This is a genomic window from Planococcus sp. 1R117A (genome assembly GCF_051417975.1).
Lineage (GTDB): Bacteria > Bacillota > Bacilli > Bacillales_A > Planococcaceae > Planococcus > Planococcus shenhongbingii.
On record NZ_JBPRLO010000009.1, the window covers coordinates 41277 to 65140 of the forward strand.

The window sequence follows — 23864 nt, forward strand, 5'->3', positions numbered from 1 at the left end:
CCTCCCTTTTGTCTCGAGTTTCTGTACGGCTTGTCCTCGTTTAAGACCAAGTGATTGGAAGCCGGACGGTAGGCTTGGACCGTCCGCTTCCAAATTTTATCAATCAACTGTTCCAACAGGTGCTTCTGTATCTGCAATTGGCAAGATATTTAATGAATCAGCAGGCTGAAGGTCTTCTTCTTCGTCCAAATCACGCAATTCAATTTCTTCATCATCAATTGTCAGCATCTTAACATCCATACCTAAACTTTGAAGTTCTTTGATTAAAACTTTGAACGACTCGGGAACGCTTGGTTCTGGAACACTCTCACCTTTAACAATTGCTTCATAAGTTTTGACACGTCCAACTACATCATCCGATTTCACCGTTAAGATTTCCTGAAGGGTATGAGCTGCACCATATGCTTCAAGCGCCCAAACTTCCATCTCTCCAAAACGCTGTCCACCAAATTGCGCTTTACCACCAAGTGGCTGCTGCGTAACTAGTGAATAAGGACCTGTAGAACGAGCATGCAATTTATCATCGACCATGTGCGCAAGTTTGATCATGTACATGATTCCTACAGACACACGGTTATCAAATGCTTCCCCTGAACGGCCATCATAAAGAATAGTTTTTCCGTCGCGAGGCATGCCAGCTTCTTCCATCGTTTCCCATACGTCTTCTTCATTGGCGCCATCAAATACTGAAGATGCCATATGAATTCCAAGTGAACGGGAAGCCATACCTAAGTGAAGCTCAAGTACTTGTCCAATGTTCATCCGTGATGGTACACCAAGCGGGTTAAGCATTACGTCAACAGGAGTTCCATCCGGCATAAACGGCATATCTTCTTCTGGAAGGATGCGGGATATTACACCTTTGTTTCCGTGACGTCCAGCCATTTTATCTCCGACTTGGATTTTGCGTTTTTGAACGATATAAGCACGCACCAATTGGTTTACACCAGGCGGCAACTCATCGCCATCTTCACGGTTGAAAATTTTCACATCAAGCACGATTCCGCCAGCGCCATGAGGCACTCTTAATGACGTATCGCGGACTTCACGCGCTTTTTCACCGAAAATCGCATGCAAAAGACGTTCTTCAGCTGTAAGTTCAGTAACCCCTTTAGGCGTAACTTTTCCTACCAAGATATCTCCATCTTTTACTTCTGCGCCGACACGGATAATTCCACGGTCGTCGAGGTTGCGAAGAGCATCTTCTCCGACATTCGGAATGTCGCGTGTGATTTCTTCCGGTCCGAGCTTTGTATCACGTGAGTCTGATTCATATTCTTCGATATGGACAGATGTGTAAACATCATCTTTTACCAGACGTTCACTCATGATGATTGCATCTTCATAGTTGAAACCGTCCCATGTCATGAATGCCACTAATACGTTGCGTCCAAGCGCCATTTCCCCGCGTTCCATTGAAGGACCGTCTGCTAAGATATCACGAGCTGATACGCGGTCACCCACTTTAACAATTGGACGTTGGTTATAGCTTGTTCCTTGGTTTGAGCGAACGAACTTCTGCAATTTGTAAGATGTAACATCGCCTTTTACTTCCCGGCCATCTACTTCTTCAATGTGGCGAACTTTAATCTCTCTTGCTTCTACAGACTCAACAATACCATCATGTTTAGCGATTACTGCTGCGCCTGAATCTCGTGCCGCCAAATGTTCCATTCCTGTCCCAACGAAAGGTGCTTCAGGATTTAACAACGGAACTGCTTGACGCTGCATGTTTGCTCCCATCAACGCTCGGTTGGAGTCATCGTTTTCAAGGAACGGAATACAAGCTGTCGCTACTGAAACTACTTGTTTCGGAGAAACATCCATGTAGTCAATACGTTCGCGTTTAATTAAAGTGTTTTCTCCGCGGAAACGTGCCACTATCTCTTCTTCTACGAAAGAGCCGTCATCAGTCAATCGAGAGTTAGCCTGAGCTACTACATAATTATCTTCTTCGTCGGCTGTCAGATAGTCGATTTGAGGTGTCACAATTCCCGTTTCCGGATCGACACGACGATAAGGTGTTTCAATAAATCCGAATTTATTCACTTTCGCAAAAGTGGAGAGCGTATTAATCAATCCGATGTTAGGACCCTCAGGCGTTTCAATCGGACACATACGGCCATAATGCGAATAGTGAACGTCACGTACTTCAAAACCAGCACGTTCACGCGTCAGACCCCCAGGCCCTAAAGCTGATAGACGGCGTTTATGCGTCAATTCACCGAGAGGGTTTGTTTGATCCATGAACTGGGAAAGCTGAGAACTACCAAAGAACTCTTTAATTGATGCAATAACTGGACGGATATTGATCAATTGCTGAGGCACGATAGCTTGCGTATCATTAATTGACATACGCTCACGAACCACGCGTTCCATACGGGACAAACCGATACGGAATTGATTTTGCAGCAACTCCCCTACTGAACGTAGACGACGGTTACCCAAATGGTCGATATCATCTGTGTTTCCTACTCCATAAAGCAGGTTAAAGAAGTAACTAATAGACGAAATGATATCAGCAGGCGTCACGTGTTTGATTTTGTCTTCCACGTAAGCATTGCTAATTACATTGATTTCTTTTTGATTCTCATCGTTCGGAGCGTAAATTTTAACTGACTGCAATGTAACGTCATCTTCAAGAACGCCACCTGTTTGAGAAACGGTGTGGAAATTCACTCCACTTTCCAAATATGGAATCAAACGATCCAATACCCGACGATCAATAACCGTTCCTGCTTCAACCAAAATTTCGCCAGTTTCTGGATCAACTAATGTTTCAGCGATTGTTTGATTAAAGAGACGATTTTTAATGTGGAGTTTTTTGTTCATTTTATAGCGGCCAACATTTGCTAAATCATAGCGTTTCGGGTCGAAGAACCTTGAGTACAAGAGACTCTTAGCACTTTCAACTGTCGGTGGTTCACCTGGGCGCAAGCGCTCATAAATTTCAAGCAACGCTTTTTCTGTGCTCTCTGTATTATCTTTTTCAAGCGTATTTTGCAGGTATTCGTTATCTCCAAGCAAATCAATGATTTCCTGGTCGGATCCAAAACCAAGTGCTCTTAAAAGAACAGTTACTGGCAATTTACGTGTGCGGTCGATTCGGACATACACTACATCTTTTGCATCTGTTTCATATTCAAGCCAAGCACCACGGTTTGGAATAACCGTAGCTCCAAAGCCTTTTTTACCATTTTTGTCGGTTTTGTCGTGGAAGTAAACACTTGGCGAACGTACTAATTGAGAAACGATAACGCGTTCAGCGCCATTGATCACAAAAGTTCCGGTTTCAGTCATTAATGGGAAGTCACCCATAAAGACATCCTGTTCCTTCACTTCGTCTGTTTCTTTGTTGTGAAGACGCACTTTTACACGAAGCGGAGCTGCGTAAGTAACATCCCGTTCTTTCGATTCAGAGACTGGATACTTTGGTTCTGCGAGACTGTAATCAACAAACTCAAGCGATAGATTTCCAGTGAAATCTTCAATCGGCGAGATATCTCGGAACATTTCGCGCAATCCTTCTTCGAGGAACCACTCATAAGACGCTGATTGGATTTCAATCAGGTTTGGAAGATCGAGCACTTCTTTAATTCTCGAAAAACTTCTACGTTGACGATGTTGCCCGTACTGAACTAGTTGACCTACCAACTTATTCACCCCTCAATAAAACGATTATAGGTCTTTGCGATTTCCACCAAATGGTGTATGATATCGAAAAGACAAAAAGAAAACGAGTCTAAATTTAGCCCATTTTCGGTTTACCCGTGATTGTTTCTGCCGCCATGCCATGCCCAAAAAAGGGCAAACGACCTCAAAATAATAAATTTTGCATTTAATTATAATAACATAGTCGTTTTGTCAAGTCAAACTTTTCTCGCTTCAAAAATAAAGTAACCTTTCTTTTTGTCAACTGTGCGACAATTCCCAAAAAGTTCTTCTAATTTTTGCTGAGTCGAAGGAGCCCCTTGCTTTTTTTGAATAACTACCCACAACGAACCGTTATCCTCTAATTTTCCATAAGCCTCTTCATAAAACCGGAATATCGTTTCTTTCCCCGCGCGAATTGGCGGGTTGGTCAATATTGCGGAAAAACCTTCTGTTTTAACCGAAGCCAGTCCATCACTTTCATAAACGAGAACATTTGAAATGCCATTCTTTTCGGCATTTTTTTTTGCCAATTCAATTGCCCGAGTATTTACGTCTACCATATGAATTTCTTTTTGAGGAAATGATTTTGCGATCGCCATTCCGATCGGTCCATATCCACATCCCACATCTAAAATCGGCCCAGCAAGCTGTGAGTCTTCAAAGGTTTCAATCAATAATCGCGAACCGAAATCGACTTCACCTTTACTGAATACCCCTGCATCTGTTCGAAAGTGGAATTTCTCGCCTCGCAATGTGTACGTCCATTCTTGAGGTTTACTTGCTGTCTGAGGATTTTTGGAATAATAATGCTGCGACACCTGAAAGCCCTCCTTACATTTATCAACTTACCCCGGATTTGCTTGGCATTATCAAATTTAGAAAGAAGAAAAAGCCCGCCGATATATACGGACGAGCTTTTTTCTTATTCACAAATTGATGAAATTACTTAACTTCTACAGAAGCGCCAACTTCTTCAAGTTTGCCTTTGATTTCTTCAGCTTCTTCTTTAGTAGCGCCTTCTTTTACTGCTTTAGGAGCTTCGTCAACTAGTGCTTTAGCTTCTTTCAAGCCTAGGCCAGTTACTTCGCGTACTGCTTTGATAACTTTGATTTTTTGATCTCCAGCAGAAGCTAGGATTACGTCAAATTCAGTTTGTTCTTCTTCAACAGCACCGCCAGCAGCAGCTGCAGCAACTGGAGCAGCAGCAGTAACGCCGAACTCGTCTTCAATTGCTTTTACTAGGTCGTTAAGTTGAAGAACTGTCATTTCTTTGATTGCGTCTAAGATTTGTTCTTGTGTCATTATAATTTCCTCCTAGGAAAGGTATTTTTTTGGTCGTGCTTTATCCGGCTAACTTATTAAGCGCCTTGTTCTTCTTTGCTGTCTGCAACTGCTTTTGTAATAGCAGCGAAGTTGCGGACTGGAGCTTGTAGTACGCTGAGTAGCATAGATAGTAGACCTTCGCGTGACGGAAGTTCTGCCAATGCTTTTACATCTTCAGCAGATGCTACAGTTCCTTCGATAACACCCGCTTTAATTTCAAGGGCTTCGTTCTTTTTAGCGAAATCATTGATGATTCGCGCTGGCGCTACTACATCTTCGTTTGAAAATGCAATCGCGTTTGGTCCTGTAAAGTGTTCGTTGATTGCTTCAAGTCCGTGCATTTCTGTTGCACGACGAGTCATCGAGTTTTTGTAAACTTTGAACTCAACGCCTGCTTCACGAAGCTGTTTACGAAGTTCTGTCAATTGAGCAACATTCAAACCACGGTAATCAACAACTACAACAGAAGCTGCAGCGTTAAATTTATCAGCGATCGTTTGCACAACTACTTTTTTCGTTTCAACTGCTTTAGTCATGTGGGCACCTCCTATAGATATTTTCATTCGTACCGTACGTCCATAAGAAAAGCCTCTGGTCTTTTAACAGACACAGAGGCATAAAGTCAGCATCAAAAAGATGTTCACTGAATTCATCATGTCCTCGGCAGGGATAAATTAAGCGGCTGGCGCCCCTGCTGTCTGCGGTACAAATATACATTTCACAACTTCGCCATTATAGCAAAGCCAGAACGATTTGTCAATCTCTTATTTACCTACAGTGTTAGCGTCTACTTTTACAGCAGGTCCCATTGTAGTTGTTACGTTAAGTGATTTGATATAAGTTCCTTTAGCAGCCGATGGCTTAGCTTTAAGGACTACATCGTAAATCGCTTCTAAGTTTTCAGCAAGTTTGCTGTCATCGAATGAAACTTTTCCGATTGGAGCATGGATAATACCTGTTTTGTCTGCACGGTATTCCACTTTACCTGCTTTGATTTCTTGAACAGCTTTTGTCACATCAAATGTAACAGTGCCTGTTTTTGGGTTTGGCATTAAGCCTTTTGGTCCTAAAACGCGTCCAAGTTTACCAACTTCACCCATCATATCAGGAGTTGCTACGATCACGTCGAAGTCAAACCATCCTTGTTGGATTTTTTGGATAAATTCAGCATCGCCAACGTAATCTGCGCCAGCTGCTTCAGCTTCTTTAATTTTATCGCCTTTTGCGAAAACCAATACGCTTTGAGTTTTACCAGTCCCGTTTGGAAGCACTACTGCTCCGCGGATTTGCTGGTCGTTCTTACGAGTATCGATTCCAAGACGGAAAGCTACTTCTACTGTTGCGTCAAAGTTAACTGTGCTAGCTTTTTTTGCAAGTTCGATTGCTTCTTTTGCTTCATATAATTTTGAACGGTCAATTAGTTTTGCTGCTTCTTGCAGCTTTTTGCCTGTTTTAGCCATTTTAAAACGTCCTCCTTGTTGTGGTCTAACGGAATGAACCTCCCACGATTAAAGGCTGCGTGGTTCATGTGAACTCACGCAACCCATCCAAAAACAACTGCTGTATTAGTCTTCGATTGTAATGCCCATGCTGCGAGCAGTACCTTCAACCATCAACATTGCAGCTTCTACTGAAGCAGCATTTAGATCTGGCATTTTAGTTTCTGCGATTTCGCGAACTTTATCGCGTTTTACAGTCGCTACTTTATTGCGGTTCGGTTCGCCTGAACCTGATTCAATACCGGCTGCCACTTTAAGTAGAACAGCTGCGGGTGGAGTTTTCGTAATGAAAGTAAATGAACGGTCTTCAAATACCGAAATCTCAACTGGAATGATCAGTCCTGCTTGATCTGCCGTACGCGCGTTGAACTCTTTACAGAAGCCCATGATGTTAACACCTGCTTGACCCAATGCTGGACCAACTGGTGGCGCTGGATTAGCTTTTGCTGCAGGGATCTGCAATTTTACAACTTTAATCACTTTTTTAGCCACGAAACACACCTCCTTAAGTCCGTGATGTGGTAATAGGGTTTCCCCTCCCACTCAATATCTCTGTCAACTATGTTGATAGAATTAGTTATCTTGTACAAATTGTCCTATGACAGTCTGACCTATGAAATAATACCACTTCCACGCTGGAATAGCAAGTGGCTTTTATACTTTTTGTACTTGCTCGAAATCCAGTTCCATTTTTGTTTCGCGCCCAAAGATATCAATCGATACTTTGACTTTACCTTTGGTCTCGTCGATTTCTTCCACTTTTCCTTGGAAGTTCGCGAATGGCCCTTCCATCACTTCTACTGTATCACTAACCGCAAAGTTGATTTCCACCTTGCGAGAAGTCATGCCCATCTGTTTCAAAATGAACTCGACTTCTTCATCCAGTAGAGGCGTCGGTTTCGCGCCACCGCCTGATGACCCGATAAAGCCGGTTACACCCGGAGTGTTTCTGACAACATACCAAGACTCGTCCGTCATAATCAATTCAACTAAAACATAGCCTGGGAAAGTTTTGCGCATGACTGTGCGTTTTTTGCCATCTTTAAAATCTGTTTCCTGCTCTTCTGGAATGATGACGCGGAAGATCAGATTTTCCATACCCATTGTTTCAACACGCTTTTCCAAGTTCGCTTTAACTTTGTTTTCGTAACCGGAATACGTATGGACCACATACCAATTTTTCTCCATAATCGTGCGGACTGTACGTCCATCCCTCCTTTTTTACAAATGAAAAAACCCGTTCTCAAAAACTGACGGGCTATTTTTTACGCGATATTCTTATTGACCGCATTAAAGCGCTAAGAACCATCGGAATAATTCCGAAATAACTGTATCAATCAATGCGAAGAAAAGAGCCATGAAGATTACAGTTGAAAGAACAACTATCGTATAACGAGTCAATTCTTTCCTTTTAGGCCAGCTTACTTTTCTCATTTCCGAAACGACGTTCTTAAAGAAACTGCCAATGTTGCCCATTGTTTAAAAAACCTCCGAAATTCAAAATTACTCTATATCGTTCGGCTTTCACTTAAAATTCATAACGTTTGTTTATGCACGGTATGCCCATTGCAATGAGCACAGAATTTTTTAAGTTCCAAACGTGTGCCAGATTCCTTTTTAGCCGGAATCGTATAATTGCGGGATGCACATTTCGAGCAGCTTAAAACGATTTTTTTAGCCATTTTTCTCACCCTATTCGAGTTTCCAGCTTTTTCAAGGGTATCACCTTAAAAGTCAACTGTCAACTGCACTCTAAGACATACGCGTCTCATCAAATTGCAGGTGCCGTTCCAACTTTCGCTTCACCCGCTGCAAGGCATTATCGATTGATTTTACATGGCGTTCCAGCTTCATGGAAATTTCCTGATAAGACTGACCATCCAAATAAAGGGCCAATACTTCCCGCTCAAGATCACTCAGAACTTCTCCCATTTTAGCTTCCATATACAAAAATTCTTCATTATTGATCATCATCTCTTCTGGATCATCAGCACCATTGCCCGTCAGGACGTCCATTAAGGTACGATCCGATTCTTCATCGTAAATCGGCTTATCAAGAGACACATAGGAATTTAACGGAATGTGTTTTTGCCTGGTGGCGGTTTTAATAGCTGTAATGATTTGACGAATGATGCATAGTTCAGCAAATGCCCGGAAAGAAGATAATTTTTCACTTCTAAAATCCCGGATGGCTTTATATAAGCCAATCATTCCTTCTTGGATGATATCTTCTTTATCAGCACCAATCAAAAAATAGGAACGGGCTTTCATACGGACAAAATGCCGAAACTTCGTAATTAAAAAATCCAAGGCTTCAGTATTTCCGCTGTGGACTAAACTAACAAGTTCTTCATCTGTCATTTCTGTGAATCGCTGGGCTTGAACTTGCTCATGATTTACCACGGCTATCCCTCCGGTTGCGCGAGCCTCGATATCAACAGTATACAGGAAGGAAAAATTGAGCGTCAACCTATCATTTCTGTCCTCGGCGCCATTTTTCGAAAATTTCAGCTATTTCGTCTGAAAGTGAAATCTTGGAAAATGCACGTTCCTCCTGAATTTCTTTCACTTTTTTTGAAATATTCTGTTGAATTTCATCCATTTCAATTTTTAATTCTCTAGCGGAAATTCGTAATGCTCCTTTGCCGAAAATTACTCTTTGTTCTGTCATGTCAGATGTAGCTACATGAATCTGATCCCGCCGGTTGCTCAGGCTAGTTGCCAATTTTTCAATTCGCTCATCTGCCGTTTCGCTTTCCTTGGTATAAATCACTTCAATATCATGTCGCATATTTTTCGCTTCGATTCCGGGAACCAAATGGGCATCAAATACAATAATGACACGCCAGCCCTTGTAGCTTTGATATTCGGCCATTTGTTCAATCAGCCGGTCCCTGGCATCTGCAAGCTTCTCTTTTTTCAGTTCTTTTAGTTCCGACCAGTCTCCAATGATGTTATATCCATCAACCAGTAGAATGTCCATGGCATCAACCGAGGGGATTGCGCTTCCGATAGACTTCATACATCAGAAGACTTGCTGCAACAGATGCATTCAATGATGTCACATGGCCAACCATCGGCAACTGGTAAAGAAAATCGCATTTATCGCGCAAAATTCGGCTCATGCCTTTTCCTTCACTGCCAATAATGATAGCGAGTGGCAAGCCAGCATCCATATTCCGGTAATCCATTGATTCCTTAGCGTCTGTTCCGGCAATCCACACTCCACGTTTTTTCAACTCATCAATAGTTTGCGACAGATTATTAACCCGAACGACTGGCACATGTTCAATCGCTCCAGTTGAAGACTTTGCCACAACGGCTGTCAGGCCAACCGCTCGCCGCCTTGGGATAATCAAGCCATGAACCCCAATGGCATCCGCAGTTCTCATAATGGAACCCAGATTGTGAGGGTCTTCCAATTCATCCAATATCAAAAAGAACGGATCTTCCGAACGTGCTGCTGCAGCGCTGAACAAATCATTCAATTCCGCATAATTATAAGCCGCCACTGCAGCCGCGATGCCCTGGTGATTTGAATCCGTCAAGCCGTCAATTTTCTTCTTCGGCACAAACTGGACCAAAACACCTTTTTCTTTTGCCAACTGCAATAATTCTGTTATTCCTTTTTTCTGAACACCTTCAGCTACCCAGATTTTATTAACATCCCGGTCGGCACGCAATGCTTCCAATACAGGGTTTTTGCCGCCAATAATTTCCGGTGTTAAATCCTCGCTCATTTGATCACTCCTCTCAGCTCTTCTACGATATTGATGGCATACGTAATAATTTCATCCACTCGCTCTTGCTGCTCTTTTAAATACAGCCAGCCAAGCACCGCTTCAAATGCGGTACTGAAATTATACGTTTGGACATCGGTGTTTTTTGGCACCGAACCCGACTTCGCGTTCCGGCCTCTTCTCATAACAGCCAGTTCCGCTTCCGTCAAAAATTCCTCCTCGGTCAACCGCTTCAGAACCATCGCCTGCGCTTTGGCAGAAACGAATGTCGTCGACTGGCGATGAAGAATATTCGGTTTGACGCGGCCCGAGCGAAGGAGGTGCTCCCGCACAGCCTGCTCATAAACCGCGTCTCCCATATAGGCAAGAGCCAACGCGTTTAATTGGTCAACGTCGCTGTTTCGTAAAACGTACACGCCGTTACCCCCTTTTCCAACGCGTGCCTTGCGCTGTATCTTCTAAAAGAATATTCTTTTCCTTAAATAAATCGCGGATTTCATCCGCTCTTGCAAAATCACGGTTCTTGCGTGCTTCAATTCGTTCGGCCATCAGCGCTTCTACTTCCGCATCCAGCAATTCCTCTTCCTGCTTGAACGGCAAACCTAATACGCCAGCCAGTTCATCAAACATCGAAATGAACGCTTCCAACACTCCCGTTGCTGTCTGCTTTTCTAATAGATAGGTATTAGACAATCGCGACAAATCGAATATCTTTGAAATACCGGCTGCTGTATTAAAATCATCGTCCATCGTTTCAATAAAAGCTTCTTTGATTTCGTTGATTTTTGACAGCCAAATATCCGAATGGTCACCTAAATCAGCAGACGTTTCCAGACGATGCTTCAAATTCGCATAAGCCGTGCGCAAACGTTCAAGGCCTGCAATCGCATCTTCCACTAAGTTCTGTGAATAATTGATCGGATGCCGGTAATGCACTGACAGCATAAACATGCGAAGAACTTGCGGATCCAGCTCTTTCAGAATGTCATTGACCAACACGAAATTATTCAACGACTTAGACATTTTCTCATTGTCGATATTGATATAACCGTTATGCATCCAGTAGCGGGCAAACGTCTTTCCAGTCAGCGCTTCGGATTGCGCAATTTCATTTTCGTGATGCGGGAATGTTAAATCTTGTCCGCCTGCATGAATGTCAATCGTATCACCTAAATGCTCTCGTGCCATGACAGAACATTCAATATGCCAACCTGGACGACCCGCTCCCCACGGGCTTTCCCATGAAATCTCACCTGGTTTTGCCGATTTCCACAAAGCGAAATCCAATGCATCTTCTTTCTTGTCGCCAGTTTCAATACGCGCACCAACTTTTAGTTCATCAACCGATTGATGCGACAATTTTCCATAGCCTTCGAATTTACGGGTCCGGTAATAGATATCTCCTTGCGATTCATAGGCATAGCCTTTTTCAATCAGCACTTCAATAAACTCGATGATTTGCGGAATATGATCCATCACACGTGGATGAATATCCGCTTCTGCACAGCCAAGCGCTTTCGTATCTTCAAAATAAGCTTTGATAAAACGTTCGGCAATTTGCGGAACTTCTTCGCCCAGTTCATTTGCCGCACGAATCAATTTGTCATCCACATCTGTAAAATTCGAAACGTAAGTCACATCATATCCGCGGTACATCAAATAACGGCGTACTGTATCATAAACAATTACCGGTCGCGCATTGCCAATATGGATATAGTTATAGACCGTAGGCCCACATACGTACATTTTTACTTTTCCCTCTTCTAACGGGATAAACTCCTCTTTTTGGCGCGTTAACGAATTAAAAACTTGAATCGTCATTTCGGGCATCCTTCTTTCTTCTGAGCATTTTTCAATTGTTCAATTTCCTGCTGCAGCGCAGCGATTTTCAATTCCATCGACTCGCATTTATCCATAACCGGGTCCGGCATATTTTGGTGATTCAAGTCCGGCTTCACTTTAATCCCGTCCTGAATGACCACTTTCCCCGGAACACCGACGACTGTTGCATTTGCGGGCACATTTTTCAAGACCACTGAACCGGCTCCCACTTTCGAATTGGCCCCAATAACAATGGATCCAAGAACTTTCGCTCCCGTTGCCACCAGCACATTATCTTCCAAGGTCGGATGGCGCTTCCCGCGTTCTTTGCCTGTCCCACCGAGCGTCACTCCTTGATACAGCGTTACGTTGTCACCGATGATACATGTCTCGCCAATGACAACCCCCATGCCGTGATCAATAAAAAAACGTCGGCCAATGACTGCGCCCGGATGAATTTCAATTCCGGTGAAAAAGCGGCTAATTTGCGAAATGACCCGTGCAATAAAGAATAATTTTTTCTTGAAAAAGAAATGCGCCAGCCGGTGTCCCCAAATGGCATGCAGGCCAGAATACGTCAGGATAACTTCTAAATAGCTCCGGGCCGCAGGATCTTGTTCGAAGATGACGTCGACATCATCTTTTAATAATTTCCACACAATTTCCGACTCCTTTCTTGGGCAAAATAAAAAGCGCCCCTGTCAACTTAATGACAGAGACGCATCGTTGCGCGGTTCCACTCTGATTAGAAAGGCACAAAAGCCTTTCTCTCTTGACACCTTTAACGCAGGCGATACGTCTGGTCTACTTGATTCGACTCAGCACTCGGAGAGGCATTTCGATGCAGCAGCGGCCCGGATCACTTTCAGCCGGTGATGATCCTCTCTTTAGAGCTTGCTGTATGTACTTCTTCTCGTCAACGATTTCCTAATAGTAAGTCCATTTTACACTTTTGGACCGATAAGTCAATTTATCTCACTTTACTCTGCAAGAACACTTGGCTTACGCTTTTACGAATTGAGAAACGCGGGCAATCGTTTTCTCTTTCCCCAGCAAAGCAATCGAATCCGGCAATTCAGGACCGTGTGTCTGGCCTGTCGTTACAACACGAATCGGCATGAACAAATTCTTTCCTTTATGCCCCGTTGCTTTTTGTACCGCTTTGATAGCCGCTTTGATTTCTGCCGGTTCAAAAGCTTCCAGCGCTTCAAGCTGCTCTTTGAATGCAGCCATCACTTCTGGCACTTGCTCTCCTGCAAGCACTTCTTTTTCCGCTTCGTCGTAAGACAGTTCATCGGCGAAGAATAAATCAGACAGTTCCACAATTTCAGCACCAAAGCTCATTTGATCGTGATACAACGCAATCAGTTTTTCTGCCCATACGGTTTGTTCTTCTGATAAGGTTTCAGGCAGTTTAGCCGCTTGCTGCAAATGAGGTAGCGATAATTTCACAACTTCTTCAAGCGGCAATTGCTTGATGTATTGGTTGTTCATCCACATTAATTTCTGCTTATCAAACATTGACGGTGATTTTGACAAACGGTCCACGTCAAAAATGCGAATCAGATCTTCTTTTGAAAAAATTTCTTCTTCGCCTTCCGGAGACCAGCCTAATAGCGCAAAGAAATTAAACAGCGCTTCCGGAATATAGCCAAGGTCTTTGTACTGAGAGATGAACTGCAAAATCGATTCATCGCGTTTTGACAGTTTCTTGCGCTCTTCATTAATGATTAACGTCATGTGGCCAAAAGTAGGGTAATCCCAACCGAAAGCATCAAATACCATCAATTGCTTCGGAGTATTCGACAAGTGTTCTTCGCCTCGGAAAACATGGGAAATCTTCATCAAATGATCGTCCACTACCACTGCAAAGTTATACGTCGGAATGCCGTTGGTTTTAACCAACACCCAATCGCCGACATCTTTTGATTCGAATGAAACTGTACCGCGCACCAAATCTTCAAACTCATACGTTACGTCAGTTGGCACTTTCATACGGAGTGTATACGGCAAACCAGCCGCTTCTTTTTCTGCAACTTCTTCAGCCGTCAGATTGCGGCAAGTACCAGCGTATTGCGGAGCGGCAATACCAGCCGCTTTTTGTTCTTCACGTTCTGCTTCCAGTTTTTCCGGTGAACAGAAGCATTTATAAGCCGTTCCGTTTTCAAGCATTTCCTGGGCATAGCCTTTATATAAATCCAAACGTTCCATTTGGCGATAAGGGCCATACTCCCCGCCGATATCCACGGATTCATCATAATCAATGCCCAGCCATTTTAGATTATCCAGCTGCGACAGCTCACCTGCTTCAATGTTCCGTGCAATATCAGTATCCTCGATGCGGACGATGAATTTGCCGTTATGATGGCGGGCAAACAAATAATTGAAAAGCGCAGTGCGGGCACCGCCGATATGTAAATGGCCAGTTGGGCTCGGTGCATAGCGTACTCGTACTTCTTGTGTCATCTTTTTTCCTCCTAAGTGAATAACAGTATCTCTTATTCTATCACTCTGGTACATCCAGCGAAAGCGGACGTTGTACCAATAAAATCACAGCAAGCGCTGCAATTCCTTCTTCGCGTCCTACAAACCCAAGATGTTCAGATGTCGTTGCTTTGACATTGACTTGGGAAACATCAGCTTCTAATAACTTGGCAATTGACTCACGCATTTCTTCAATATAAGGAGCCAGTTTCGGTTTTTGGGCAATCACTGTGCAATCCACGTTGCCCAATTCATAGCCTTGCTCCTTTACGTATTGCCAAATATGCGTCAATAATTTTTTTGAATCCGCATCTTTAAATTCAGGATCGGTGTCCGGGAAATGTTTGCCGATATCGCCGCCGCAAATCGCTCCGAGTGCGGCATCCGTAATCGTATGAAGCAGGACATCTGCATCCGAATGACCAAGCAACCCGCGGTCATGAGGAATTTCAATACCCCCTAAAATGAAAGGTCTCCCTTCCGCTAATTGATGTACGTCATATCCTTGTCCAATTCTAATCATCTTTGCCCCTCCTGTATCTGGCTTTCTAAAATAGCTTTGCCATAAATCAAATCTTCCGGCGTTGTCATTTTCACATTTTCATATGTGCTTTCTACAATTTGCACCGGATGGCCCAAGCGTTCTACAAGCATGGCTTCATCCGTTCCAAGAAAATTATCTTCAACTGCCGCTTTTGCAGCTTTTAAAATTAAGGCATAGTCAAACGCTTGTGGGGTTTGGACCATCCACAATTGATTGCGGTCAACTGTTTCAGTGATAATGCCATTTGTCGCTTTTTTGATGGTGTCTTTTACCGGCACTGCTGCGATCGCTGCACCGCAAGTTTTCGCGGTTTCAACTAATCGCGTAATAACATCACGTGAAATGAATGGCCGTGCCGCGTCGTGCACCAGCACAACGCCACAAGGCGGAATCGCTTCAAGACACGCTCTTACACTGTCTTGCCGCTCCATTCCGCCGTCTGCGTAGCCATGAACTTTGGTGATGCGATATTTAGTAACATAATGATCGATGATCGAACGTTCTTCTTCTTTTACCGCAAGCCAAATAGCCTCACACTGTGGGTCTTGCTGAAATACTTCCAAAGTGTAAAGGAAAATTGGCTTGTCAAAAAGCTCAAGCAATAATTTATTTTTATTTGCTTTCATCCGTTTCCCGCTGCCCGCAGCAGGCAAGACGACTGTATATTTCATATTTTTACATCCTTTATCCATTCATTGAGGCTTGGCGGCCTTCCCGAGGCTTGGCAAAAATCATCCGTCCTGCAGAGGTTTGCAGCACGCTAGTAACCGTAACATCAATTGCCTGCCCAATAAAGCCTTTGCCATCTTCGATGACAATCATTGTACCATCATCTAAATACGCAACGCCTTGATTTTGTTCTTTGCCATCTTTGATGACGACAACATGCATATCCTCACCAGGTATAACGACCGGCTTCACTGCATTTGCTAAATCATTAATATTCAAAACAGGAACATTGTGCAGTTCACAGACTTTATTCAAGTTAAAGTCGTTGGTCACCACTTGGCCTCCCATTTTCTTAGCAGCACGCATTAATTTTAAATCCACTTCACTGACTTCATCAAAACTTTCTTCTGTAATCATAATAGCACCTTCGCGTTCACTTTGGAGACGTTTTAAAATATCCAAACCTCTTCGACCGCGCGTTCGCTTTAATGTGTCGGATGAATCGGCAATATGCTGCAATTCCGACAAAACAAATTGCGGAACTACAAATGTACCTTCCATGAAACCAGTGGCTGAAATATCAGCGATCCGTCCATCGATAATAACGCTCGTATCGAGTAATTTAAACGACGCTTTTTCAACCGGCGCTTCAATCTCTGGCTTTTTATTGGCCACAGCCAGCCTTTGGGGAACCAGCATGGAAATAATTTCTTCCCGCTTTTGAAAGCCTACCGCAAAACCTAAGTAACCAAGCACTACCGACAGAATAATAGGTGCAGCTGTAGCAACAATCGGAATTTCAATGGTATTTAAGGCAAACCCAATAAGGAACGCTACCACCAATCCGATGATCAACCCGATCGTTCCGAACAACAAATCCGGCGTCGGGGCATGGAGTAGTTTTTCTTCCATCCATTTCATAAACTTAACAATTAAATCAGCAAATAATAGAGATAATAAAAAGAAAATAATTGCGCCAAGAACAGCTGATACGATTGCATTATTGACCCATGGGCTGTCGAGAATAGGGATAAGTTCAAATACGTAAGGTAAAAATATGATTCCAACTGCAGCGCCAATTAGTAAAAACAAAATTTGGATAATCTTCTTTAACATATACTCCACCTCCTTTTTTATAATTATACACATTTCGCATGAGAAACGCTTTTATGACCCCTGTTATAATTAGGAAAACAAAAAGGAAGCACCAAGTGCCTCCTCATTGTGGAAAAATTTCTTTTAATGCATCATTTACACTTTCAACACCAATTACCCGTATTCCTTCTGGATAATCCCAGCCTCCTAAATTAGAAGCTGGCACTATGGCCCGTTTAAACCCTAACTTAGCCGCTTCCTGGACGCGTTGTTCAATCCTCGATACACGGCGAACTTCACCAGTCAGCCCAACTTCACCGATAATGCAATCATAGACATTCGGCGCTTTATCCCGGTAACTTGAAACAATGCTTGCGAGCACTGCCAAATCAATTGCCGGTTCATCAAGCTTTACCCCACCCGCAACTTTGATATAGGCATCTTGGGCCTGTAACAACATGCCGACTCGTTTCTCTAGCACTGCCATCAACAGCGATACGCGGTTTTGATCAATTCCTGTCGCCATCCGTTTTGGATAGTTAAAGCTCGAAGGCGTGACGAGCGCCTGGATTTCCACCAAAATTGGGCGTGTCCCTTCCATTGAAGCCACTACCGTTGATCCGGCTGCTCCGCTCGAACGTTCCTGCAAAAACAATTCAGATGGGTTCAGCACTTCCTTCAACCCGCCTTGCAGCATTTCAAAGATTGCAATTTCGTTGGTTGAACCAAAGCGGTTTTTCACACTCCGCAAAATGCGGTAAGTATGATGGCGTTCCCCTTCAAAATACAGCACCGTATCCACCATATGCTCGAGAATACGTGGTCCCGCAATTTGCCCTTCTTTAGTTACGTGCCCTACCAAGAAGATCGCGATATTTTTCGTTTTTGCAATGCGCATCAATTCCGCTGTGCTTTCCCGGACCTGTGTCACGCTTCCCGGAGCTGAAGTCACTTCTGGATGGTGAACTGTTTGAATCGAATCCACAATAACAAAATCAGGTGCAACATCTTCAATTGTATGATGAATCAATTCCAGATTGGTCTCTGCATAGATGAACAATTCTGAAGAAGAAGCATTTAAACGCTCTGCCCGTAATTTAGTTTGGCGAATAGACTCTTCTCCGGAGATATACAATACGCGGCTGCCGCTATTGGCAAGCATGGCAGACACTTGGAGAAGCAAGGTGGACTTCCCGATTCCCGGGTCTCCTCCAATCAAAACGAGAGAACCTGGTACAATACCGCCGCCCAGCACCCGGTTCAACTCGCCCATCTCAGTCTCTACGCGTGGTTCTTCCTCTGTTTTAATGGAATTAATCGGCGTCGCTTTTTGGGAAACAGCAGCGGAATGCTGAAACGCACCACGTGTCCCTTTAGGCGCCGCTACTTCCACTTCTTCTACCATCTGATTCCATTCTCCGCATCCTGGGCATTTCCCCATCCATTTTGCAGATTCGTAACCGCACGACTGACAAATGAACTTCGTCTTTTTCTTAGCCATGGGGGCCTCCTTTTTCAAATAAAAACGCCCGCCGGAGTCCGGCGAGCGGATTTTTATAAAGTTATTTTACTTCGGTTGTAATTGGCTCATTTGTACGGATGACAAATTCATCATCTTCTACATCAAAAACAATTCGTTGGCCGGCAATCGCTGTGCCTTTTAATAATTCTTCAGACAAACGGTCTTCTACGTGTTTTTGAAGAGAACGACGAAGTGGACGTGCTCCGTATTCCGGATCATACCCTTCTTTTGCTACTTTTTCAAGCGCAGCTTCTGTCAATTCCAACTCGATATTTTGCTCTTTCAAGCGATCTGTCAATTGTTTTGACATCAAGTTGACGATCTCTCTTAAGTTTTCTCTTTCAAGTGAATGGAACACAATCATGTCATCGATACGGTTCAAGAACTCAGGGCGGAAGGCTTTCTTCAACTCAGCCAACATTTTGCTCTTCATGTCTTTATAATCTGTTTTCGAATCATCCAAGTTGAAACCAACATATTTATTGTATTTCAGCTCTTCAGCACCAACGTTCGAAGTCATAATGATAACAGTATTGCGGAAATCCACTCTGCGTCCTTTAGAATCTGTTAAACGTCCGTCTTCAAGCACTTGCAAAAGGATGTTGAAAACATCTGGATGCGCTTTTTCAATTTCATCTAGAAGTACAACAGAGTAAGGTTTTCTGCGGACTTTCTCAGTCAACTGGCCACCTTCTTCATACCCCACATAACCTGGAGGTGAACCTACAAGACGTGAAGTTGAATGTCTTTCCATGTACTCAGACATATCAATACGGATCATTGCATCTTCATCACCAAACATCGATTCAGCAAGCGCACGTGCAAGTTCCGTTTTACCAACTCCAGTAGGACCAAGGAAGATAAATGATCCAATCGGACGTTTTGGATCTTTCAATCCGGCACGTGCCCGGCGAATGGCTTTAGAAATCGATGTGACTGCTTCTTCTTGGCCAATTACACGATTGTGAAGAATTTCTTCTAAGTTCAACAGTTTTTCAGACTCAGTTTGCGCTAGTTTAGAAACTGGAATTCCAGTCCACATAGATACCACTTTCGCAATGTCTTCAACAGTTACTTCCGATTCTTCTTTACCTTGTTTTTCTTTCCATTCTTTTTTCGTTTTATCTAATTGATCTTTTAATTTTTGTTCTGCATCACGTAAAGAAGCTGCTTTTTCAAACTCTTGGCTTTGAACCGCTTCATTTTTCTCAGAGCGCGCTGCTTCTAATCTTGTTTCAAGCTCTTTCAAATCTGGTGGAGTTGTATATGAACGAAGTCTTACTTTTGAACCCGCCTCATCTATCAAATCAATCGCTTTGTCCGGCAAGAAACGGTCAGAAATATAACGATCCGACATTTTTGCTGCCGCTTCAATCGCTTCATCTGTTATTTTTACCCGGTGATGCGCCTCGTACCGGTCTCGCAATCCTCTGATGATAAGAATTGTTTCATCAACAGATGGCTCATCTACTTGAATTGGCTGGAAGCGGCGTTCAAGTGCAGCGTCTTTTTCAATATATTTACGATATTCATCCAGCGTTGTAGCTCCGATACATTGCAACTCACCACGCGAAAGAGAAGGTTTTAAAATATTTGAAGCATCAATTGCTCCTTCTGCTCCACCTGCTCCAATTAATGTATGGAGTTCATCGATAAAGAGAATGACATTGCCAGCTTGGCGAATTTCATCCATTACTTTTTTCAAACGATCTTCAAACTCACCGCGGTATTTAGTGCCCGCTACAACGGTTCCCATATCCAAGACCATAACGCGTTTGTCGCGCAATGTTTCCGGAACTTCATTATTTACAATTTGCTGTGCCAAACCTTCAGCGATAGCTGTTTTACCAACGCCTGGCTCCCCAATCAAAACAGGGTTGTTCTTAGTCCGGCGGCTTAATACTTCGATAACACGAGTAATTTCCTGGCTTCTTCCAATAACCGGATCCAGGCTGCCTTCACGCGCTACTTGAGTTAAATCTCGTGCCAAACCATCAAGTGTTGGTGTATTTGCAGAAGCGTTCGGGCTGCTTCCAGTAGAAGCTTGCTCATTGCTGCCTAATAGCTGCAATACTTGCTGGCGTGCTTTATTTAAACTAACACCTGCATTTCCTAAAACACGGGCTGCTACGCCTTCTCCTTCACGGATCAGTGCAAGCAGCAAATGCTCTGTTCCGATATAGGAATGTCCTAATTTACGTGACTCATCAACAGATAATTCAATGACTTTTTTCGCTCTTGGCGTATAATGAACGATTGGACCGACATCTTTTTCACCGACCCCAACAAGTTCTTTAACGCCTTCTTCGATTAATTGAGTATTTACTTCGATAGCTTCTAAAGCCTTTGCAGCAATTCCGCCACCTTCACGAATCAATCCAAGCAAAATATGCTCCGTTCCTATTGATTCATGTTTCATACGAATAGCCTCTTCTTGAGCTAATTGAAGCACTTTCTGTGCGCGTTGTGTAAATCGATTAAACATCATGCGAATTCCTCTCCTTCATTAGTTACATTTTCTTTATTTAAACGCTCACGGAATAATTTCGCGCGGGCAAAATCACGTTCTTTTGGTTGCAGCGGTTTTCCGGCATATTGCTGAAGAAAGGCCGGCTGCATAAAAATCATCAATTCATTCAGAATCGACATATCCATATGGTCAATCATTTTTAAATCAATACCTAACCGAACATCCGATAAACAAGTTGCCGCTTCTTCTGTAGTTAACAACCGGGAGTGAGTCAGCGTACCAAGTGAACGGTAAATACGGTCCTCTAAAACGATAGGAGAATTATTTAAAATCGCTTCTCGTGCCAGGCGCTCTTGTTGAATGATCTGTTCCGTCATATTCTGTAAATCTTGTAAAATATCATATTCTGACTTTCCAAGAGTCATTTGGTTAGAAATTTGATACACATTGCCAAGTGCTTCACTACCTTCTCCGTAAATACCTCTTACAACCATTCCTAAACGTGAGATCGCTGGAATGATGCGAGCAATTTGATGGGACATCGTAAGTGCAGGCAAATGAAGCATGACTGAGGCTCTCATTCCTGTCCCTGTATTAGTAGGGCAACTAGTTAAATAACCAAACTTTTCGTGGAAAGCATATGAAAGGTTTTTTTCAAGCAATGAATCCAATTGGTTGGCTACTTGATAAGCTTCTTGTAGATGAAAACCTGATTGCAGACTTTGGATCCGCAGATGATCTTCTTCATTAACCATAACACTGAGCTCTTCGTTCTCTGACAACAACACTGATCCCGAATGAGTGCCTCTCGCTAAATAAGGGCTGATCAAATGCTTCTCAACCAATACCTCTCTTTGCAGCTTAGGGGTTTCCTGTATATTAATATGTGTGAACGAATGATTCAACTCATCACCCTTATCAAGTAATACAGAGGAAACTTCTTTATCTACTTTTAGTGCTTCATCTTCTGAAAACGAATAAGGAAATTGAAAATCACTCAAATTGCGAGCAAGCCGGATACGCGTACTCATAGCAATATCGACATTTTCGCCATCATTCGCCATCCAACTACTGGCTCTAGGTTGAAGAAAGCGCTCAATTGCCATCAGAAGCACCCCCTTCAAGCTGTAGATTTAATTCTTTTATTTCATCTCGAAATTTTGCAGCTTCTTCAAAATTCTCATTCCCTATAGAAACTTGCATTTGTTTACGTAATTCTTCTATTTCTTTTTTTATTTTCAAAGTGCTTCCATAAGATGCAGGTATTTTTCCTGCATGTTCGAAATTCCCATTATGCAGTCTCTTAAAAATATTTTCTAACTGTGAATCAAAAGCGTCATAGCAAGCTGCACATCCGAATTTACCTAATTCCAAAAACTTAGTAAATGTAAATCCGCAAGAAGGGCAAACGGCCACTTCTTTTTTAACTGGACTCATTGATGTTTGTTGCTTAGGGAACCAATTAGATAATAATTGATGAATGGCTAAAGGATCTTGCTCGAAAACGAAATTTAAATTGTGGTTTTCAGCGGCACAGACGTGACATAAATGACGTTCCGTCATTTGTCCTTGCACTTTTTGTTTTACTATTACCGATGCAGGACGTTCTCCGCATTGATCGCAAATCATTTTATCACCCCTTATGTGTTCGACTGGTACTTCAAAGTAAAGAGCATAGCAATAAGAATTCTTGCTCTTACTTCATCGCGTACCGGTAATGGCAAAAGTAAAGTTGAGCGGTCGATTGCGCTAAAAATTAATTTCGCTTCTCGTTTAGAAATAATTTCTTCATCTAATAGCCGAAAAATAATATCTTCAGCCATACTTTGAGTAGCTCCATTTTCTAAGCGGCCAATTACTTCTGAAATCACATCAGACTTCTTATGAAGCCTAATACGCTTGATGCGAATATAGCCGCCCCCACCTCTTTTGCTTTCTACCAAATAGCCGCGATCTACAGTAAACCTTGTGTTAATTACGTAATTTATTTGAGAAGGCACACATTGAAATTTTTCTGCCACTTCGTTTCGCTTAATTTCAATATGGTCTCTCTCGCTTAATTCGATAACCTCTTTTAAATAACCTTCAATCACATCTGAAATATTCCGCATCGCCTTCACCTCTTCGATACATAATACGTCAAAAGCTGACTTTGACTATATTTGACTTAATTATACACCATGCTTTTTAAGGATTTCAAATAGTACGATTTGGAAAAGGCGTTCTATAAAAAAAGCCTCGAGAAAGAACTCCCGAGACATCCATACATATTACTCTTGTTCCATTATTCTTTTTAAAAAGTCTTTTGTATGACTCGAGATTGATTTAGTTTCCTCTTCCCGGTATTTAGTCATCCATTTTGTTCCTTCGCGCCATACCTCTACAACATCACCTTCTGTTACATCATGCGTAAAGTCAGATACCGGAAAAGTGTACTGATCACGATCTTCATTGAGAGGTATTAATAAAGCGGTTCTTTTATCAATGGTTTCTACTTTATACAATCCAGGTTTCATATTTCATCACCTCTTTATAGCTTTTCCCTTAAACAAGAACGTTCAATCCTTTAAAGAAAATTTATCAAAAATGATTACTTCGGTTTATATAGATATTTTTCTCTCTAGAACTTATTTAACAAAAACACAAAGAAGCCGTTGCCGGGAATACCGGCAACGGCTTCTTCTTCTTACAGGGCCCAGCAATGTCCTACTCTCGCAGGGGGAGACCCCCAACTACCATCGGCGCAAAAGAGCTTAACTGCCGTGTTCGGGATGGGAACGGGTGTGGCCTCTTTGCCATCATCACTGGACTGTTTGGTTTTTAAAAGACAAGGTTTATTATACCAATCCCTCATGGGATTGCAAGCTTTTTTTTCAAAAAACTTGGGCCTTGCGCCTTCAAAACCGGATATGCGACATTTGAAACAAACTGGTTGGTTAAGTCCTCGATCGATTAGTATTCGTCAGCTGCACGCGTCGCCGCGCTTCCACCCCGAACCTATCTACCTCATCGTCTTTGAGGGATCTTACTTGCTTGCGCAATG

25 protein-coding genes, 2 rRNA genes and 2 other annotated features are annotated in these 23864 nt (G+C 42.8%); all 27 genes read right to left on the bottom strand.

Annotation, left to right across the window (positions count from 1 at the left end):
• Nucleotides 1-99: 99 nt before the first annotated feature.
• Nucleotides 100-3654: a DNA-directed RNA polymerase subunit beta gene (gene rpoB, locus ACSFXN_RS18720; RefSeq protein WP_300990942.1), complete on the bottom strand. Its 3555-nt coding sequence runs from the start codon at nucleotides 3652-3654 to the stop codon at nucleotides 100-102.
• A 215-nt stretch (nucleotides 3655-3869) separates the two neighbouring features.
• On the bottom strand, nucleotides 3870-4472 hold the full coding sequence (locus tag ACSFXN_RS18725) for a class I SAM-dependent methyltransferase (RefSeq protein ID WP_437151756.1): 603 nt from the start codon (nucleotides 4470-4472) through the stop codon (nucleotides 3870-3872).
• 124 nt (nucleotides 4473-4596) lie between these two features.
• On the bottom strand, nucleotides 4597-4956 hold the full coding sequence (rplL, locus tag ACSFXN_RS18730; RefSeq protein WP_300990940.1) for a 50S ribosomal protein L7/L12: 360 nt from the start codon (nucleotides 4954-4956) through the stop codon (nucleotides 4597-4599).
• A gap of 56 nt (nucleotides 4957-5012) precedes the next feature.
• Nucleotides 5013-5513, bottom strand: coding sequence for a 50S ribosomal protein L10 (gene rplJ / locus ACSFXN_RS18735; RefSeq protein ID WP_300990939.1), 501 nt, complete (start codon nucleotides 5511-5513; stop codon nucleotides 5013-5015).
• A 36-nt stretch (nucleotides 5514-5549) separates the two neighbouring features.
• Nucleotides 5550-5699 (bottom strand) — a sequence feature (ribosomal protein L10 leader region).
• Between the two features lie 42 nt (nucleotides 5700-5741).
• On the bottom strand, nucleotides 5742-6437 hold the full coding sequence (gene rplA, locus ACSFXN_RS18740) for a 50S ribosomal protein L1 (protein ID WP_300990938.1): 696 nt from the start codon (nucleotides 6435-6437) through the stop codon (nucleotides 5742-5744).
• Between the two features lie 105 nt (nucleotides 6438-6542).
• Nucleotides 6543-6968: a 50S ribosomal protein L11 gene (rplK, locus tag ACSFXN_RS18745; RefSeq protein WP_033542812.1), complete on the bottom strand. Its 426-nt coding sequence runs from the start codon at nucleotides 6966-6968 to the stop codon at nucleotides 6543-6545.
• Between the two features lie 162 nt (nucleotides 6969-7130).
• Nucleotides 7131-7664 (bottom strand): transcription termination/antitermination protein NusG, encoded by a 534-nt coding sequence (gene nusG, locus ACSFXN_RS18750; RefSeq protein WP_437151757.1) that lies wholly within the window; start codon nucleotides 7662-7664, stop codon nucleotides 7131-7133.
• A gap of 102 nt (nucleotides 7665-7766) precedes the next feature.
• On the bottom strand, nucleotides 7767-7952 hold the full coding sequence (secE, locus tag ACSFXN_RS18755; RefSeq protein ID WP_300990936.1) for a preprotein translocase subunit SecE: 186 nt from the start codon (nucleotides 7950-7952) through the stop codon (nucleotides 7767-7769).
• 59 nt (nucleotides 7953-8011) lie between these two features.
• On the bottom strand, nucleotides 8012-8158 hold the full coding sequence (gene rpmG, locus ACSFXN_RS18760; protein ID WP_300990935.1) for a 50S ribosomal protein L33: 147 nt from the start codon (nucleotides 8156-8158) through the stop codon (nucleotides 8012-8014).
• Between the two features lie 70 nt (nucleotides 8159-8228).
• Nucleotides 8229-8879 carry an RNA polymerase sporulation sigma factor SigH gene (gene sigH, locus ACSFXN_RS18765; RefSeq protein ID WP_300990934.1) on the bottom strand — a complete coding sequence of 217 codons (651 nt, stop codon included), beginning with the start codon at nucleotides 8877-8879 and terminating at the stop codon, nucleotides 8229-8231.
• A 70-nt stretch (nucleotides 8880-8949) separates the two neighbouring features.
• Complete coding sequence (locus ACSFXN_RS18770; RefSeq protein WP_300993210.1) at nucleotides 8950-9459, bottom strand: NYN domain-containing protein; 510 nt, start codon at nucleotides 9457-9459, stop codon at nucleotides 8950-8952.
• Nucleotides 9460-9463: 4 nt separating this feature from the next.
• Complete coding sequence (gene rlmB, locus ACSFXN_RS18775; RefSeq protein ID WP_437151758.1) at nucleotides 9464-10216, bottom strand: 23S rRNA (guanosine(2251)-2'-O)-methyltransferase RlmB; 753 nt, start codon at nucleotides 10214-10216, stop codon at nucleotides 9464-9466.
• A complete protein-coding gene (locus ACSFXN_RS18780) occupies nucleotides 10213-10632 on the bottom strand; it encodes a Mini-ribonuclease 3 (RefSeq protein ID WP_437151759.1) in 420 nt (139 codons plus the stop codon). The genes rlmB and ACSFXN_RS18780 overlap by 4 nt, the downstream gene beginning before the upstream one ends.
• A 4-nt stretch (nucleotides 10633-10636) precedes the next feature.
• Nucleotides 10637-12037, bottom strand: coding sequence for a cysteine--tRNA ligase (gene cysS / locus ACSFXN_RS18785; protein WP_437151760.1), 1401 nt, complete (start codon nucleotides 12035-12037; stop codon nucleotides 10637-10639).
• Complete coding sequence (gene cysE / locus ACSFXN_RS18790; protein ID WP_437151761.1) at nucleotides 12034-12696, bottom strand: serine O-acetyltransferase; 663 nt, start codon at nucleotides 12694-12696, stop codon at nucleotides 12034-12036. The genes cysS and cysE overlap by 4 nt, the downstream gene beginning before the upstream one ends.
• 52 nt (nucleotides 12697-12748) lie before the next feature.
• Nucleotides 12749-12966, bottom strand: a binding site (T-box leader).
• A 73-nt stretch (nucleotides 12967-13039) separates the two neighbouring features.
• On the bottom strand, nucleotides 13040-14503 hold the full coding sequence (gltX, locus tag ACSFXN_RS18795) for a glutamate--tRNA ligase (protein WP_437151762.1): 1464 nt from the start codon (nucleotides 14501-14503) through the stop codon (nucleotides 13040-13042).
• A 40-nt stretch (nucleotides 14504-14543) separates the two neighbouring features.
• A complete protein-coding gene (gene ispF, locus ACSFXN_RS18800; RefSeq protein WP_437151763.1) occupies nucleotides 14544-15044 on the bottom strand; it encodes a 2-C-methyl-D-erythritol 2,4-cyclodiphosphate synthase in 501 nt (166 codons plus the stop codon).
• Nucleotides 15041-15736, bottom strand: a complete 696-nt coding sequence (gene ispD, locus ACSFXN_RS18805) for a 2-C-methyl-D-erythritol 4-phosphate cytidylyltransferase (RefSeq protein ID WP_437151764.1) — start codon at nucleotides 15734-15736, stop codon at nucleotides 15041-15043. The genes ispF and ispD overlap by 4 nt, the downstream gene beginning before the upstream one ends.
• Before the next feature lie 13 nt (nucleotides 15737-15749).
• Entirely contained in the window at nucleotides 15750-16850 is a 1101-nt protein-coding gene (locus tag ACSFXN_RS18810; protein WP_437151765.1) for a PIN/TRAM domain-containing protein, read from the bottom strand.
• A 103-nt stretch (nucleotides 16851-16953) separates the two neighbouring features.
• A complete protein-coding gene (gene radA, locus ACSFXN_RS18815; protein WP_300990925.1) occupies nucleotides 16954-18330 on the bottom strand; it encodes a DNA repair protein RadA in 1377 nt (458 codons plus the stop codon).
• 61 nt (nucleotides 18331-18391) lie between these two features.
• Nucleotides 18392-20839, bottom strand: coding sequence for an ATP-dependent protease ATP-binding subunit ClpC (gene clpC / locus ACSFXN_RS18820; RefSeq protein WP_300990924.1), 2448 nt, complete (start codon nucleotides 20837-20839; stop codon nucleotides 18392-18394).
• On the bottom strand, nucleotides 20836-21927 hold the full coding sequence (locus ACSFXN_RS18825) for a protein arginine kinase (RefSeq protein ID WP_437151766.1): 1092 nt from the start codon (nucleotides 21925-21927) through the stop codon (nucleotides 20836-20838). The genes clpC and ACSFXN_RS18825 overlap by 4 nt, the downstream gene beginning before the upstream one ends.
• Nucleotides 21917-22450, bottom strand: coding sequence for a UvrB/UvrC motif-containing protein (locus ACSFXN_RS18830; RefSeq protein ID WP_437151767.1), 534 nt, complete (start codon nucleotides 22448-22450; stop codon nucleotides 21917-21919). The genes ACSFXN_RS18825 and ACSFXN_RS18830 overlap by 11 nt, the downstream gene beginning before the upstream one ends.
• A gap of 11 nt (nucleotides 22451-22461) precedes the next feature.
• Nucleotides 22462-22932, bottom strand: coding sequence for a CtsR family transcriptional regulator (locus ACSFXN_RS18835; protein ID WP_300990920.1), 471 nt, complete (start codon nucleotides 22930-22932; stop codon nucleotides 22462-22464).
• A 159-nt stretch (nucleotides 22933-23091) separates the two neighbouring features.
• Nucleotides 23092-23337 carry a hypothetical protein gene (locus ACSFXN_RS18840; RefSeq protein WP_437151768.1) on the bottom strand — a complete coding sequence of 82 codons (246 nt, stop codon included), beginning with the start codon at nucleotides 23335-23337 and terminating at the stop codon, nucleotides 23092-23094.
• A gap of 177 nt (nucleotides 23338-23514) precedes the next feature.
• Nucleotides 23515-23630, bottom strand: a 5S ribosomal RNA gene (gene rrf / locus ACSFXN_RS18845).
• Between the two features lie 123 nt (nucleotides 23631-23753).
• Nucleotides 23754-23864, bottom strand: a 23S ribosomal RNA gene (locus tag ACSFXN_RS18850); the annotation flags it as partial.

Bases quoted from the DNA above. Each gene is read 5' to 3' on its own strand.
- rplA (WP_300990938.1), bottom strand. From the start codon at position 6,437: ATGGCTAAAACAGGCAAAAAGCTGCAAGAAGCAGCAAAACTAATTGAC.
- ACSFXN_RS18810 (WP_437151765.1), bottom strand. From the start codon at position 16,850: ATGTTAAAGAAGATTATCCAAATTTTGTTTTTACTAATTGGCGCTGCA.
- clpC (WP_300990924.1), bottom strand. From the start codon at position 20,839: ATGATGTTTAATCGATTTACACAACGCGCACAGAAAGTGCTTCAATTA.
- ACSFXN_RS18825 (WP_437151766.1), bottom strand. From the start codon at position 21,927: ATGGCAATTGAGCGCTTTCTTCAACCTAGAGCCAGTAGTTGGATGGCG.
- radA (WP_300990925.1), bottom strand. From the start codon at position 18,330: ATGGCTAAGAAAAAGACGAAGTTCATTTGTCAGTCGTGCGGTTACGAA.
- rplJ (WP_300990939.1), bottom strand. From the start codon at position 5,513: ATGACTAAAGCAGTTGAAACGAAAAAAGTAGTTGTGCAAACGATCGCT.
- gltX (WP_437151762.1), bottom strand. From the start codon at position 14,503: ATGACACAAGAAGTACGAGTACGCTATGCACCGAGCCCAACTGGCCAT.
- nusG (WP_437151757.1), bottom strand. From the start codon at position 7,664: ATGGAGAAAAATTGGTATGTGGTCCATACGTATTCCGGTTACGAAAAC.
- ispF (WP_437151763.1), bottom strand. From the start codon at position 15,044: ATGATTAGAATTGGACAAGGATATGACGTACATCAATTAGCGGAAGGG.
- rlmB (WP_437151758.1), bottom strand. From the start codon at position 10,216: ATGAGCGAGGATTTAACACCGGAAATTATTGGCGGCAAAAACCCTGTA.
- ACSFXN_RS18770 (WP_300993210.1), bottom strand. From the start codon at position 9,459: ATGGACATTCTACTGGTTGATGGATATAACATCATTGGAGACTGGTCG.
- cysS (WP_437151760.1), bottom strand. From the start codon at position 12,037: ATGACGATTCAAGTTTTTAATTCGTTAACGCGCCAAAAAGAGGAGTTT.
- ispD (WP_437151764.1), bottom strand. From the start codon at position 15,736: ATGAAATATACAGTCGTCTTGCCTGCTGCGGGCAGCGGGAAACGGATG.
- ACSFXN_RS18840 (WP_437151768.1), bottom strand. From the start codon at position 23,337: ATGAAACCTGGATTGTATAAAGTAGAAACCATTGATAAAAGAACCGCT.
- rplL (WP_300990940.1), bottom strand. From the start codon at position 4,956: ATGACACAAGAACAAATCTTAGACGCAATCAAAGAAATGACAGTTCTT.
- secE (WP_300990936.1), bottom strand. From the start codon at position 7,952: ATGGGCAACATTGGCAGTTTCTTTAAGAACGTCGTTTCGGAAATGAGA.
- ACSFXN_RS18830 (WP_437151767.1), bottom strand. From the start codon at position 22,450: ATGATTTGCGATCAATGCGGAGAACGTCCTGCATCGGTAATAGTAAAA.
- ACSFXN_RS18835 (WP_300990920.1), bottom strand. From the start codon at position 22,932: ATGCGGAATATTTCAGATGTGATTGAAGGTTATTTAAAAGAGGTTATC.
- rpmG (WP_300990935.1), bottom strand. From the start codon at position 8,158: ATGGCTAAAAAAATCGTTTTAAGCTGCTCGAAATGTGCATCCCGCAAT.